Raw genomic sequence first — 13,986 nt, 5'->3', positions numbered from 1 at the left:
ATAAGATTATCTTAATTACTATATAAAACCACTTTAAAAAATTCAAAATTTATTATATAATAATAATATGAAATCCTGAAACATACGATAAGGCTTTTTTAAATTCAACCTACAAATGAAATACGGGAGACCGTGTCTAGTAAATTATAACATGCCTGTTTAGTTTGGACGTTAAAGGTTACTGGCAAGTCACCCACCTGGGAGTGCCTAGGGTGTGAATTTACTTAGCCACCGGTGTTTCGGGACAAAAAAAGTGCTACTATTTTAAATAGTAGTACTTTTTTTTATTAAAATGCATTTTTCTACCAAATATACCTAATTATTGATAAATTTAAAAAGCTAAGTAACAATTAGGATTATAAGTGCATAGTATTAATTAGGCTATAAAAAGCCGAAGACTTAATAAGAATCGCTTACAGGGAGGGCAATGAAAAATGCAAGATTACAAAAAAAATAAAAGAAGAATGCTAAATCAGCCAATGTCTACAATGAATGAAGAAGAAGTGTATACAGATGAAATAAGTTCAGATGAGATGAGAGGATTCAAAAAATCACATCATCATAATGGATGTAACAATGATAATAATTGTGATTGTCATGATGATTGTAAACCTAATCCATGCAATCCATGTAAACCTAATCCATGCAAACCTAATCCATGTGATGACAATTGTGGATGCCATGATAATTGTAAATGTGATTGTGAACCATGCCAAATGGATTCAGATGAATGTTTTGAAAACAAATGTGGACCAAACTGCTGTAATCCTATATCTCCAAGAAACTTTTCTGTAGCAAATGCAGTTCCATTTGCAATAGAAGCTAATAGAATTTTTGATACTATGCAATTCCAAACATTTACAGATGCAACTGGACCAAATGGAGAACCATTAACTTTTGAAACAGAAGTAGTAGAAGTATTTGGTTCAGTTCCAAGTGCAGGTAGAGCAAGTGTAACTATAGATAAAATATGCTTAAGTAATGATGGAATAGTTATAGACACAGGAATGACAACTTTAGAAGATTTCGATTTAGATCCATTAGGAGATATAATAGGAAGAAACTGTGAAACAACTTTTGAATATGCAGTATGTGGAGAAAGAAACGCTGAATGTTGTAGACAAGGAAAAGGCAAATCAGTAGCTTATAAACAAAGAGGCTTAACTGTAGCAGTTCGTAATCTAGTATTAGAACTAAGAGGTAGATGTGGATGTACAGAATTCGTTGCATTAGCTTTCCCAGCAGTTAGAGCAGGAGGTGGATGTAAGAGAAGAGTTGATTTTGTAGAATTTACTTTTAACACACTTTCAGCACCAATATGCTTGCCAGCTGACGGAAGAGCTGTCACTTTAAGACAAGAATACCAAACTAACTTAACTGTAGATTGTATAGGAAAATCTATATTAAAATTAGAATGTAATGAATGTTGTGAACCTATGTATGAATTAATTATACCAAATGATATAGATTTAGTACTTTGCTTACAAGAAACAGTTAGCACATTAATAAGTGAACAAATAGTAGTTTTAGCATCACCAAACCCAATCCAACCAAGACTTGTTGATACTTTCTCTAAAGTATGTGATTTTTCGCAATGTGGACCTAATCATGGAAGTGGAAATTCAGGTTGCCACAGATAGATAGGTAGATATATAGACAGTTTAAATTATAAATAAAAATCATTTAAGGAAGGCTACCAATAGTAGATGATTTACATTGGTAGCCTTCACGTTATTTATAACTAATGTATAGATTTTATAGATTTAAAAAGTACTATAGTATGTAATAAACAAGTAAATATTGATACTATTGTCATTGTGTATATGTATGCATAAATATTAAGTCCTGGAATGGGAAGAAATACATATAGAGCTACTAGCTGAATTAACATACCAATGATAGTGTTTATACTTGAAGCTAATTCTTTTCTTATTGAATGTAAAATACCAGATAGTGTTTGATTTAGTGACATAAATAGTGGTACTAAAAACATAGCTTTTAAATATTCTCCAGCAAGTTTATTTTTAAATACTAGTATACATAAATCTTTTCCAAAGAAATAAAAAAACACTGATGATAGTATACCTACAAATAAAGTTAGGAGTACAGAATACTTTATTTTTTTTAGGACACTTTTACGTTTTCTTAAGGCCATTTCTTGTGATATAGTAGGTATCAAATTTACAATAAGTGCTGAGCCAACAGTAAATGGTAAAAATATAAATGGCATTACCATCCCGCTGACGACACCATACATACTTAATGATTGTTGATAAGTCATGCCTGATAATGCTAATCTTGATGGTATCATCATAGAGCTAATAGATTGTAAAAGTATATTTGACATTCTATTGCAAGTTATAGGTATGGACATTTTCAATGTTTCCATAGAGGAATTATAAAAATCTTTTATACTTATAATATATTTATTGTCAAATGAAGAATCTCGACATAAACATATGAGCATAAATATGATATTACTCAATTCACCAATAGATATACCTAAAAGAGCAATATAACAATTCATAGACTTATCATTTACATACATAACGAGTAAAAAAACAAATAGAATTTTACCCATCTGTTCAATAATTTGTCCAATAGCAGGAACTTTTACGTTCTTTATGCCGTAGTAATACCCCCTAAGTACATTTGAAAGTGTTATTATAACTATGGCAGGACAAACTGCTAGTATAAATAAGTTCAATTTAGGGTCTTTTAGAAACTTAAGTGATAAAAAAGAACTATTGAAAGATGCAACTATAGATATAATTAATGCTACAAAAAATGATATGTATAAAGTTGATATAAACAAAGCATTAGTGTTGTGCTTATCATTTAAAGCTTTTCTTTTTGCAACTAGACAACTAAGTGCAGTAGGTATTCCAGTTGTTGTAACAGCTAAACAAATCATTAAAAAGTTAAAAATCATATGATATATACCTAGACCTGTTTCGCCTAAAGCTCTTGATAAGAATATTTTATATAAAAATCCAAATATTCTTACGACAAAGTTAGACATAAATAAAATAACTGTTGATAGTACTAAATAAGGTACTTTCAAAAAAAATCACCTCCTTATCTTTTAAATATATTCATAAGGAGGTGTAAAAATTTATAATTTTATAAATTCTGGTTTCATTTTATTAAATTTAGATACATACTTAAATCCCATGTTTTTTAGTAATGAATATATGTAATCAAATTCATATGCAACTTGACTTACATGATGTGAATCTGAGCCTGTGGTTATGATTTCTCCTCCTAAATCTTTATACATCTGAAGGATATATCTAGATGGAGTTAAATCTGGCAGGTTGTATCTGTAGCAAGATGTGTTTATTTCGATACCTTTACCATCATAGATAGCTTGCTTGAGAGTTTCTTCAATTATATCTGAAAATAGTCTGTCATCTAGGATGGTATCATAAGGTGCATATCTTTTAATTAAATCTAAATGACCTAAAACAGAGTAATCCTTGTAGTTTTTAACAATATTATACAAATAAAGGTAGTAGTTCTCATAGACCTCATGTTGAGTCTTACCTTCAAAATAGCTACCAAGGTATAAATCCATTTTATCTATAGCATGAATAGAGCATATTATAAAATCTAATGGATATTGATGAGCTTCTTTTCTATATGTATCTATTAATTGAGTTTGAACTCCAAATTCAATCCCTTTTTTTATTGATATTTTATCTTTATATCTATTTTTAAGAGTTTCTAGACTTTTAAAATAATCTTCGTAAACAATCGAAAAAGAATCATCCGCATAAACATCATAATCGACATGGTCTGTGAAACAAATTTCATTTATACCAAGGTCTATAGATTTTTTTATCATTTCTTCCATTGTAGATTTTCCATCAGTAGAGAAACTTGAGTGCATGTGATAGTCGTAAAACATAAATATTTCCCCTTTTTATAAAAATTTTGGTATTATATATACATACTAAATAATATCAAATATATGCTAAGGCATCAATAAAATATAAAAACAATAAGCGGTGATAAATGTGGAAAAATACAAAATAGATTTAAGTGAAAGGAAGTCAACTAAATATATACAAATATTTAATCATATAAAGCAGTTAATAATAAACAAAGAACTAGTTGAGCATGAAAAACTTCCACCAATAAGAAAGTTATCAGATTATTTACATGTAAATAATACTACTATAGTTAAAGTATATGAGCTTTTGGAAAATGAAGGATATGTATATAAAATTATAGGAAGTGGAACTTTTGTATCAAATTCAAATTCTTATAAAAATGGTATAGATAAAGGGAAAAACAAGAATATTAGACAAAGAGATGATTTAATTCATTTCGATAATGGAAATCCATCTAATGATATGTTTCCTATAGATTCATTTAAAAATGCTGTAAACATGGCATTATCTAAAGATGGAAGTTCAATATTTGATTACGATGAAGGGCTAGGCTCTGAGGAGTTAAGAGAAAAGATGGTAGAGTATTTAAGTGATGAAAATATAAATACTACTAAAGAAAACATTCAAATAATCTCAGGAGCACAGCAAGGTATAGATATAGTTTGTAAAGGGCTTATAAGTTATTCTGATGTTGTTTTTATGGAAGAACCCTCTTACAATGGAGCAATTGAAGTATTTAAAAGTAGAGGTGCAAAAATAATATCTATACCTATGTTAGATGATGGAATTGATATAGGTATTTTAAAATTAAAATTGGAAAAAATAAAACCAAGACTTATATATATTATGCCTAATTTTCAAAATCCAACAGGTATATCTTATTCTACATATAAAAAAAAGAAGCTAATAGAATTGGCAGAAGAGCATGATTTTTATATAATTGAAGATGATTTTATCAGTGATTTTATATTTGATTCAGAGGATAATAGGACAGTCAGGAGCTATGATGATAAAAATAGGGTAGTATATATAAAGAGTTTTTCAAAAATACTTATGCCAGGCTTAAGAATAGGAATTGTAGAAATGCCAAATGAATTATTAAAAAAAGTTTTGTGGGCTAAATATTCATCAGACATATCAACACCAGGTCTTATTCAAAAATCAATGTATTACTATATGGAGAATTTCAATTGGAAGAATTATCTAAGTCATATAGAGAAGATATATACTGATAAGTACAAGTTAGCAAAAAACTTGATTAATGATAAATTGAGTGGTAAATTAAAAGTTAGAAAATCTTGTGGAGGTATAAACTTTTTTTTAGAATTGCCAAGAGGGTATACATCACAAAGCTTTACAAGTTTTATGTTAAATAAAGGAGTATCCATGCTTCCAGGGACTTATTTTTTTGATAATCTAGTGGATGATAGATTTTTTAGAATAAATATAGCTCGTCCAAGTATGGAAGAGTTAGAAAAGGGAATATCTATAATAAGTGATAATATAGAAGAGTTTTTCTGTGAATATAAAAATAAGTTAGATATAAAAAGTAATAAATTATTTTATTAATAAATAGAAGTTTTTTAGGAGGAAAAAATGTTTGACAAGAAGAAATTAGATAGGATTAATGAATTAGCAAAGAAAAATAAAGAGGGAGCTCTTTCTGATGATGAAATCAAAGAAAGGGAGATTTTAAGAAAGGAATATTTAGAAAATTTTAGAGCTCATTTTAAATCAAGACTTGATAGTGTTAAAGTAGTCTCACCAGAAGAATATGAACAATATATGAAAAATAATAAAAATTAAAACTTAATAGGAGGAAAACATGGACTTAAAGCATAAATTTAAGAATGCATGGGAAATTGAAAAAAAAGAGAATGCTATTGAACAGGTTATGGAATATGCTCGCAATTATATGGATTTTTTAAGTAAATCAAAAACTGAAAGACTTTCAGTAAAAGAAATTATAAAATTGGCTAAAGAAAATGGTTATATTTCAATAGATGAAGCTATGGAAAATGGAAGTGTAAGTCATGGGGACAAGATTTATGCTATAAATAAAGAAAAAGCAGTGGCACTTTTTGTAATAGGTAAAAACTATATAGAAAAAGGTATGAAGATTATAGGTAGTCATATAGATTCTCCAAGATTAGATTTAAAACCAAACCCATTGTATCAAGAAGCTAATCTAGGTTTTTTTAAGACTCACTACTATGGAGGAATTAAAAAATATCAATGGACAGCTATTCCTCTTGCTTTACATGGAGTAGTTATATTAAATGATGGTACAAAGGTGGATGTATCTATTGGTGAAGAAGACAGTGACCCAGTGTTTTGTGTAACTGACCTATTAGTTCATTTAGCTGGAAACCAAATGCAAAAGAAATTGTCAGAAGGAATCAGTGGTGAAGCTTTAAATGTATTAATTGGAAATATGCCTTTGGATGGCGAAGAAAAAGAACCTATAACAGCAAATATATTAAAAATTTTAAATGAAAAATATAGTATAGTTGAAGAAGATTTATTAAGCGCTGAGATTGAAGTAGTTCCAGCTGGGAAGGCAAGAGATTTGGGGTTTGATAGGTCAATGGTATTAGGATATGGTCATGATGATAGAGTATGTTCATATGCTGCTGTAAAAGCTATACTAGAGACTAGACAACCAGAATTTACTTCAGTTACATTATGTGTAGACAAAGAAGAAGTTGGCTCCCAAGGAAATACAGGTATGCATTCAAAGTTTTTTGAAAATACTGTGGCTGAGTTAATAGCTTTAGAAGGCGATTACTGTGATATTAAGGTAAGAAGAGCTTTAGCAAATAGTAAAGTATTATCAGCTGATGTTGCAGCTGGATATGACCCAAATTTTGATGAGGCATATGAAAAAAGAAACTCTGCATATATGGGAAATGGAATAGTTTTAAATAAGTATACTGGTTCGAGAGGTAAGAGTGGATGTAATGATGCTAATGCTGAGTTTATATCAGAAGTAAAAAGAATTTTTAACGAGGGTAATGTAGTATGGCAAACTGCTGAACTTGGTAAAGTGGACCAAGGTGGAGGTGGAACAATAGCCTATATCTTAGCAAATCAAGGTGCAGAGGTTATAGATTGTGGTGTTGGTGTTTTAAATATGCATGCACCGCATGAGATTGTTTCTAAAGTAGATATATATGAAATGTACAAAGGATATAAATCGTTTTTTAATATAAATTTATAAGTTTAATATACAATAGTATAAGTAATAAGTAATAAGTAATAAGTAATAAGTAATAAGTAATAAGTAATAAGCAAATAGAGTAGTATTATACTATGCTCATTAATTAAATGAACATAGTATAATACTACTCTATTTATTATTTTATTATTTAACAGCTTATAATTTAAATTTGAGTGTCGTGTATTAAAATTATTATATTATGATTTCAAAGTACTCACATAGTCTGTTTAGAAATTTATCTTCCAATGGAGAAAAAGTTTTCTTTTTAGAATAAATAAAGAAAAATTTTCTTGTAAAATCAACATCTTTTACTTTGTAGCATTTTATTTTGCCTGCATTTAGATAATCAATAGCTGAAATATATGATATAAAAGATACACCAAGGCCTAATCTAACCATTTCTTTAATGGCTTCATTTGATTCTACATGAGCTATTACATTTAATTTGTTTACCGGAAAGTTATTTTTGCTAAGTGTGTTTAGTATTAAGTTTCTAGTACCAGAGCCTTCTTTTCTCATAATAAAATTGACAGAAGCCAATTCTTCTATATCAATGTAATTGTTATTGTTATCAATTTTAAAATCTGAAGGAGTAATAAGTACAAGTTCATCATCTAATAAGTCTAGATATTCGATTTGAGGATTGTTAATTTTAGAACCAACTAATCCAAAGCTTATCCGTTCATTTAAAATTTCTGATATAGCATATTGAGAATCATAATGGCTTATGGAAAATTTTACATCTGGATAACTCATAGAAAAATTCTTCATAAAATCAGGTAAAATATAAGTTTCAGGTATAGAACTACATGCTATATCTATAATGCCTTCTATTTTACCTGAATATTCTTTTATATCATAAATTGCACGTTTGCAGTTATTTAATATATATATGGCATGCTCATAAAGAATTTCACCAGATTTTGTGAGTGTAATAACTTTGTTGCTTCTGTTTATAAGTACAGTTTCTAACTCTCTTTCTAAATTTTGTATGTGTGCACTTACAGTAGGTTGAGTTAAAAAAAGTTCTCTTGCAGCTTTTGAAAAACTTTGATGTTTTGCAACAGCAACAAATACTTCAAGTTGTTTAAAATCCATTATTTAATCCTCCTTAAATTATCTAAAACTATTATAACATATTTGATAAATTAATAGTTAAAGGTGATTTTTTGAAATAGAAAACCTTAAAATGTTTATGGAGTTTTTGATTGTTTAGGAATAATTTGGTATAATGTTATAAGGATATTTACCACAAGTATCTTGTAAATTGAATTTTCAAAATTCAACTTTAAAATGTGTTTTGTTACAAAAAAATTACAGATAGCTTCTTAATCTTATTAAATTTAAATAAATATTATATAATTATTTTATAAAATAATAAACGTAATTATTGAAAAAAAAGATAATCACACAATGAGATATAGATAAATATTATAAAATTTAAGAAAGGAGGATTGATTTATGAAGTTAAAAAGGTCATTAGTTTGTGTAACTATTTTAGGGATTGTACTTGTTGGATGTCATAAAGAAACTACTAAAGAGAAAAATCAAGTAGCAAGTAAAGCAACACAGCAAAAAACTATGACAAAAGTTCAAAATGATGTTAATGAAATGATGGATAAAGATTATAAATATGTTATAAAAAATATGGGAATACCTTATAACACAATTTATTATATAAAAAATAAGAATTTAAAAAAATCAAATACAATGCAAGATATAAATACATCAAGTTATATGACATTAGTTTACCCTAAATATACTGGAAACAATGAATTAGATGGAAGTGCTTTATACATTAACATTAATAAAAATAAAGTTGTTAATGTTGAAACAAATTCCTTTTCATCACAAAGTATAACAGCTATAGATGAAAGCTATGGTATTATGATTGAAACAAATGATAATGAAAAATCAGCTGTATCCTTAGAGGAATATAAAAACATTGACTTGGGAGAGTATATTGGAGTTGAAGAATCTAGGATAAATGAAATCGTGGGTAATGCCAATTATAATTTAACAGCATATAACCATGAAGGAAATAGGGTAGTGAAGAGTTATAGATTAAAAGAAGATAATAAATTATTAGACAAAGAAATACTTACAATAAGTATAGTAGATAATAAAATAAAGTCTATAAAAACTATTGAGAGTGATAAAGTTGTAAAAATAATAAAAGGAGCTTTATTAGAATAATGAATTTTAAAGCATACAAGTCTGTTTTAAGGTAGAAGTAAATTTCTAACTTGAAGCAGTTTTTTTTTATAAAATGTATAAAATTGAAATTAATACAATTAATGATAATTTTATAAGATTTATTAAATTTAAACTGCAATTATAGATAACAATTAGTTATAATTAAATATAAGCTAAAATGATTTATTGCAATTTACAATTATACTACATTAAGAATGTTTTTAAATAAAAAATATATTGGGGTGTATTTAAAATGATAGGATTAGCAGATGCCATAAAAATTATTGAAGAAAATGTTATACCAATAAGTAGGATTAAGAGAGTTAATCTTATAGAAGCAGTAAATAAAGTAGTTGCAGAAGATATATATTCAACAATTGATAGTCCTCCATTTGACAGGTCACCATATGATGGTTATGCATATGATGCAAATTCTGAAAATAAAAATTTAAAGGTTATAGGAACATTATATGCAGGAGAAGTGTTTGATGGTATATTAAATAAAAATGAAGCAGTGAAGATAATGACTGGTGGAAAAATTCCAAAGGGAGCAAACTGTGTAGTAAAGAAAGAAGATGTGACAACTAGAGAAGACATGATAACTTTAAATATAAAACTAAAGGAATATGACAATTATATATTTAAAGGTGAGGATATAAAAAAAGGTCAATTAATTATTAGTAAAAATCAAAATATAGGGTATGATGGTATAGGAGTATTAGCGAGTCTTGGAATATCTAAATTAACTGTATATGATGATTTAAAAGTTGGTATTTTAAATACAGGAACAGAATTACAAGATATAAATGAAACTTTGGAGGATGGCAAAATATATGATAGCAATAGATATACATTATATTCAAAGCTTTTAAAGCTTGGAATACAAGCAGATACAATATGTAATTGTACTGATGATATACAAGAATTAGAAAAAAAAGTAAAGGATATGCTAGAAACTGTAGATTTTTTAATTACTACAGGTGGTGTATCTGTTGGAGATAAAGATTTAATACCAGATGTATTTAGAAACATAGGAGCAAAAGAATTGTTTTGGAAGATAAATATTAAACCTGGAGGAGCTTGTTATGTAGCTACATTGGGAGAAAAAATATTGTTTGGGCTTTCTGGCAATCCACATGCGGCAATTGTGGTATTTGATAATGTAGTTGTTCCTGTGATTGAGTATTTAACATATAAGGACAGCAATCATTATATAAAAGCTATATTTAAAGGAGAATTTAACAAAGTCTCAAATAACGATAGATTTGTAAGTGGAAAATTATATACAGATGAAGGTAAATTATATGTTACATTAAATGATAAAAAAGATGCCAAGGCTAGATTATCTGCAACATTGAGAAGCAATTGCATGATTAAGATAAAAAAGAGAGAAATAATAAAAGAAAATCAATTAGTAGATGTTGTTGTTATATAGTTTTATGAAGGGGATATGGTTTTATGTATAATGTATTATCAATTGTCTCTTATTCAGGAGTAGGTAAAACTACGTTGATTGAAGGTATAGTAAGAGAATTAAGTAAAGAAGGGTATAATGTTGGAGTTATCAAACACACATGCCATGATTTTGAGATAGATGAGGAAGGGAAAGATACTTATAAACATAGAAAATCAGGTGCGAGGAAAGTTTGTATAATATCAAATAAGAGGTTAGCATATATTGAAGAGTTAAAAGATAAAAATCCACTATATAAAATGATTAAGTTTTATGAAGATATGGACTTGATTATTATAGAAGGATATAAAAATTATAGATTTAAAAGATTAGAGGTAATTAGAAAGGATAAGTATAAGGATATTTTATCAAATAAATCTGATTTGATAGGTATTATAAGTGACATAGAATATGATTTAAATATTAAGCAGTTTAGTTTGAATGACTATAAAAATGTATCAAAGTACATAGAATATTGTATAAAAAATAATACTTTAAAATTAAATGATAGTGAAATAAAAAACATATTAAAAGAATAATTTTAAGATATTATTTTGATATAAAATGGTATAATTATTTATATATAAACAAAGATATGAGAAATTTATTTAATTATAAAAATCGTATTTTGAATTATAAAATATTATAGAAATCGTAGGAGGATAATATGAAAAAAATATTAGTAGCATGTGGAGCAGGAATTGCAACATCAACAGTAGTTTGCGACAAAGTAGAAAGATTGGTTAAAGAAAATAACATACAAGCAGAAGTTATACAATGTAAAATTGCTGAATGTGCAACAAAACAAGAAGGTGCTGATTTGATAGTATCTACTACTATATTGCCAACAACTTATGATATACCTGCAATAAAAGCAACAGCATACATAACAGGTATAAATACTGCTGCATTAGATAAGAAAATATTGGATGCTTTAAAATAAGTTTTTGAGTTTACAGTTATAAAAAATATTTAGTACTAAATATAGAGTTGTATCTTGTAAAATTTTATTTACATAGATATGGCTCTTTTTAGGTGTATTTTAAATATATGATTATATAAAATAAGTATTCAATTTTATGAAACATATTCTTTTGAATTGCAATTTTATAAAAGATTTAAAATTAGTGTTATGTTATACTAATTTAAGGGTATTTTTTAGACGTATTGATAAAGGAGGATTTAAAACTTATGATAAAACAATTTGTCAAATATTATAAACCATATAAGAAAATCTTTACATTAGACCTTATAGCTGCGTTCTTATTTTCTTTATGCGATTTAGTTTATCCTATGATAACTAGAAATATAATGGATGACATTGTTCCAAATAAAAATTTAAGAATGCTAGTAGTTTTTGCAGTTGTACTTATACTTATATTTATAGCAAAAGCAGGGCTTAATTATTTTATGCAATATTGGGGACATGTCATTGGTGTAGATATGCAAGCTGATATGAGAAATGAGGTATTTACACACTTACAGAGGCTTCCAAATACTTATTTTGATAATAATAAATCTGGTGTAACTATGTCTAGAATAGTAAATGACTTAATGGATATAACAGAACTTGCACATCATGGTCCTGAAGATTTATTCATTTCTGTAGTAATGTTAGTGGGTTCATTCTTTATACTTATAGATATAAATATTCCTCTTACTCTTATAATTTTTGCTATATTGCCATTTATAATTTGGTTTGCTATAACAAAAAAAGATAAGATGAATATAGCCTTTATGAAAAGTAGAGTTACTATAGGTGATGTAAATGCAACTTTAGAAAATAGCATAGCTGGAATGAAAGTAACTAAGTCTTTTTGTACTGAAAAAGAAGAATTAAATAAGTTTGTAAGAAGTAATAAATTATTTAGGAGAGCACGACAAGATTCTTATAAAGTAATGGCAGAATATTATTCTGGTATGAATTTATATATGGATATTTTGGAATGGGTAGTTGTTATAGCTGGTGGATACTTTACTTATCTTGGGAAAATTACTTTAGGTGATTTTGCTGCATATATATTATATGTAAAGATGTTTATACAACCTATGAAGAAATTGATAAACTTTACAGAACAATATCAAAATGGTATGACAGGTTTTAAAAGATTCATAGAGATAATGGAACAGGACCATCAAAAAGAAGCTAAAAACCCTGTTGAACTTGAACATGTAAAAGGTAACATCGAGATAGAAAATATATCTTTTACATATGAAGATGATACCCAAGTATTAGATAATCTAAGTTTATCTATAGAAGCTGGTAAAACTATAGCTTTAGTAGGTCCTTCTGGTGGAGGAAAGACTACATTGTGTAATTTATTGCCAAGATTTTATGAGTTTGATAAAGGTGACATAAAAATTGATGGAAAAAGTATCAGGGATGTAAGTTTAAAATCTTTGAGAAAAAATATAGGTATAGTTCAACAAGATGTATTTTTATTTACAGGAACTATAAGAGATAATATTCTTTGTGGAAATCCTAGTGCTACAGATGAAGAGATGATTGAGGCTGCAAAAAAAGCTAGAATACACGATTTCGTAGAAACTTTGCCAGATGGATATGATACTTATATAGGAGAAAGAGGAGTAAAATTATCTGGGGGACAAAAACAAAGAATTTCAATCTCAAGAATCTTTTTAAAGAATCCTCCAATAATAATATTGGATGAAGCTACTTCCGCTTTAGATAATGTAACAGAAAGAGAAATTCAAGAGTCCTTAGAAGAGTTAAGTAAAGATAGAACAAATTTAGTTGTTGCACATAGGTTGACTACTATAAAAAATGCTGATGAAATCATAGTACTGACAGATAAAGGAATTGAAGAAAGAGGTACTCATGAAGAGTTAGTAAATAAAAATGGAGTATATAGTAGATTACACAATAACTAACATATACATTAAATTTATAAACATAGAATATATTAAGATTCATAAAGCAAATTCATTTTATATTAATGAGATGTTTTATGAAAAATGTATTCTATGTTTTATTTTTTGCAAATTATATTTAATTCTATTTATAAAAGTAGTGTTAAATAGCCAATTTACAGGATAACGTTTTTACAAAAAGAATAATTTAGAAAACTAACTTTAATTTATAGAATTTATAGAATTTTATGAAAAAAATCGAATTTTGACTTGAAATGTTTTTCAAAAGTAGTAAAATAATGGATAACTATACATACATTGTATACAAATATATTTATTTATGAGGGGGG

The 13,986-nt window shown here is 27.2% G+C and carries 12 protein-coding genes and 1 other RNA gene; 10 read left to right on the top strand and 3 right to left on the bottom strand.

What is annotated here, in order from left to right; all coding sequences use genetic code 11:
- The first annotated feature begins 69 nt into the window (after positions 1 to 69).
- Positions 70 to 250, top strand: a non-coding RNA gene (gene ssrS / locus JJC01_15265) — 6S RNA.
- Positions 251 to 434: 184 nt separating this feature from the next.
- Entirely contained in the window at positions 435 to 1,640 is a 1,206-nt protein-coding gene (locus tag JJC01_15260; protein UDN57521.1) for a hypothetical protein, read from the top strand.
- Positions 1,641 to 1,741: 101 nt separating this feature from the next.
- On the opposite strand, the gene JJC01_15255 is transcribed toward JJC01_15260, so the two are convergent.
- Both JJC01_15255 and JJC01_15250 read right to left on the bottom strand, forming a co-directional pair.
- On the bottom strand, positions 1,742 to 3,064 hold the full coding sequence (locus tag JJC01_15255) for a polysaccharide biosynthesis protein (protein ID UDN57520.1): 1,323 nt from the start codon (positions 3,062 to 3,064) through the stop codon (positions 1,742 to 1,744).
- Positions 3,065 to 3,115: 51 nt separating this feature from the next.
- Complete coding sequence (locus JJC01_15250) at positions 3,116 to 3,910, bottom strand: histidinol-phosphatase HisJ family protein (GenBank protein UDN57519.1); 795 nt, start codon at positions 3,908 to 3,910, stop codon at positions 3,116 to 3,118.
- Positions 3,911 to 4,019: 109 nt separating this feature from the next.
- Here JJC01_15250 and JJC01_15245 point away from each other — a divergent pair, with 109 nt between their 5' ends.
- Genes JJC01_15245 through JJC01_15235 form a run of 3 tightly spaced genes read left to right on the top strand, consistent with a single transcriptional unit; the run spans position 4,020 to position 7,116 of the window.
- On the top strand, positions 4,020 to 5,465 hold the full coding sequence (locus JJC01_15245) for a PLP-dependent aminotransferase family protein (protein ID UDN57518.1): 1,446 nt from the start codon (positions 4,020 to 4,022) through the stop codon (positions 5,463 to 5,465).
- 27 nt (positions 5,466 to 5,492) lie between these two features.
- A complete protein-coding gene (locus tag JJC01_15240; GenBank protein ID UDN57517.1) occupies positions 5,493 to 5,702 on the top strand; it encodes a DUF896 domain-containing protein in 210 nt (69 codons plus the stop codon).
- Between the two features lie 19 nt (positions 5,703 to 5,721).
- Complete coding sequence (locus JJC01_15235; protein UDN57516.1) at positions 5,722 to 7,116, top strand: aminopeptidase; 1,395 nt, start codon at positions 5,722 to 5,724, stop codon at positions 7,114 to 7,116.
- Positions 7,117 to 7,308: 192 nt separating this feature from the next.
- On the opposite strand, the gene JJC01_15230 is transcribed toward JJC01_15235, so the two are convergent.
- Entirely contained in the window at positions 7,309 to 8,214 is a 906-nt protein-coding gene (locus JJC01_15230; protein UDN57515.1) for a LysR family transcriptional regulator, read from the bottom strand.
- Between the two features lie 363 nt (positions 8,215 to 8,577).
- Here JJC01_15230 and JJC01_15225 point away from each other — a divergent pair, with 363 nt between their 5' ends.
- From JJC01_15225 to JJC01_15205, 5 genes are all read left to right on the top strand, one after another.
- Positions 8,578 to 9,312: a hypothetical protein gene (locus JJC01_15225; protein UDN57514.1), complete on the top strand. Its 735-nt coding sequence runs from the start codon at positions 8,578 to 8,580 to the stop codon at positions 9,310 to 9,312.
- A gap of 253 nt (positions 9,313 to 9,565) precedes the next feature.
- Positions 9,566 to 10,747 carry a molybdopterin molybdotransferase MoeA gene (locus JJC01_15220; GenBank protein UDN57513.1) on the top strand — a complete coding sequence of 394 codons (1,182 nt, stop codon included), beginning with the start codon at positions 9,566 to 9,568 and terminating at the stop codon, positions 10,745 to 10,747.
- A gap of 23 nt (positions 10,748 to 10,770) precedes the next feature.
- A complete protein-coding gene (gene mobB, locus JJC01_15215; protein ID UDN57512.1) occupies positions 10,771 to 11,304 on the top strand; it encodes a molybdopterin-guanine dinucleotide biosynthesis protein B in 534 nt (177 codons plus the stop codon).
- A 128-nt stretch (positions 11,305 to 11,432) separates the two neighbouring features.
- Positions 11,433 to 11,708, top strand: coding sequence for a PTS sugar transporter subunit IIB (locus tag JJC01_15210; protein ID UDN57511.1), 276 nt, complete (start codon positions 11,433 to 11,435; stop codon positions 11,706 to 11,708).
- 248 nt (positions 11,709 to 11,956) lie between these two features.
- Positions 11,957 to 13,657 (top strand): ABC transporter ATP-binding protein, encoded by a 1,701-nt coding sequence (locus tag JJC01_15205; GenBank protein ID UDN57510.1) that lies wholly within the window; start codon positions 11,957 to 11,959, stop codon positions 13,655 to 13,657.
- Positions 13,658 to 13,986 lie beyond the last annotated feature (329 nt).

The organism is Clostridioides sp. ES-S-0010-02 (assembly GCA_020641055.1).
Taxonomy (GTDB): Bacteria; Bacillota; Clostridia; order Peptostreptococcales; family Peptostreptococcaceae; genus Clostridioides.
The sequence above is the reverse complement of the archived record's forward strand: the minus strand, read 5'-3'. Positions and strand labels throughout refer to the sequence as shown.

Coding starts and splice junctions, on each gene's coding strand:
- JJC01_15205 (UDN57510.1), top strand. CDS start 11,957: ATGATAAAACAATTTGTCAAATATTATAAACCATATAAGAAAATCTTT.
- JJC01_15220 (UDN57513.1), top strand. CDS start 9,566: ATGATAGGATTAGCAGATGCCATAAAAATTATTGAAGAAAATGTTATA.
- JJC01_15260 (UDN57521.1), top strand. CDS start 435: ATGCAAGATTACAAAAAAAATAAAAGAAGAATGCTAAATCAGCCAATG.
- JJC01_15250 (UDN57519.1), bottom strand. CDS start 3,910: ATGTTTTACGACTATCACATGCACTCAAGTTTCTCTACTGATGGAAAA.
- JJC01_15240 (UDN57517.1), top strand. CDS start 5,493: ATGTTTGACAAGAAGAAATTAGATAGGATTAATGAATTAGCAAAGAAA.
- JJC01_15230 (UDN57515.1), bottom strand. CDS start 8,214: ATGGATTTTAAACAACTTGAAGTATTTGTTGCTGTTGCAAAACATCAA.
- JJC01_15235 (UDN57516.1), top strand. CDS start 5,722: ATGGACTTAAAGCATAAATTTAAGAATGCATGGGAAATTGAAAAAAAA.
- JJC01_15225 (UDN57514.1), top strand. CDS start 8,578: ATGAAGTTAAAAAGGTCATTAGTTTGTGTAACTATTTTAGGGATTGTA.
- mobB (UDN57512.1), top strand. CDS start 10,771: ATGTATAATGTATTATCAATTGTCTCTTATTCAGGAGTAGGTAAAACT.
- JJC01_15210 (UDN57511.1), top strand. CDS start 11,433: ATGAAAAAAATATTAGTAGCATGTGGAGCAGGAATTGCAACATCAACA.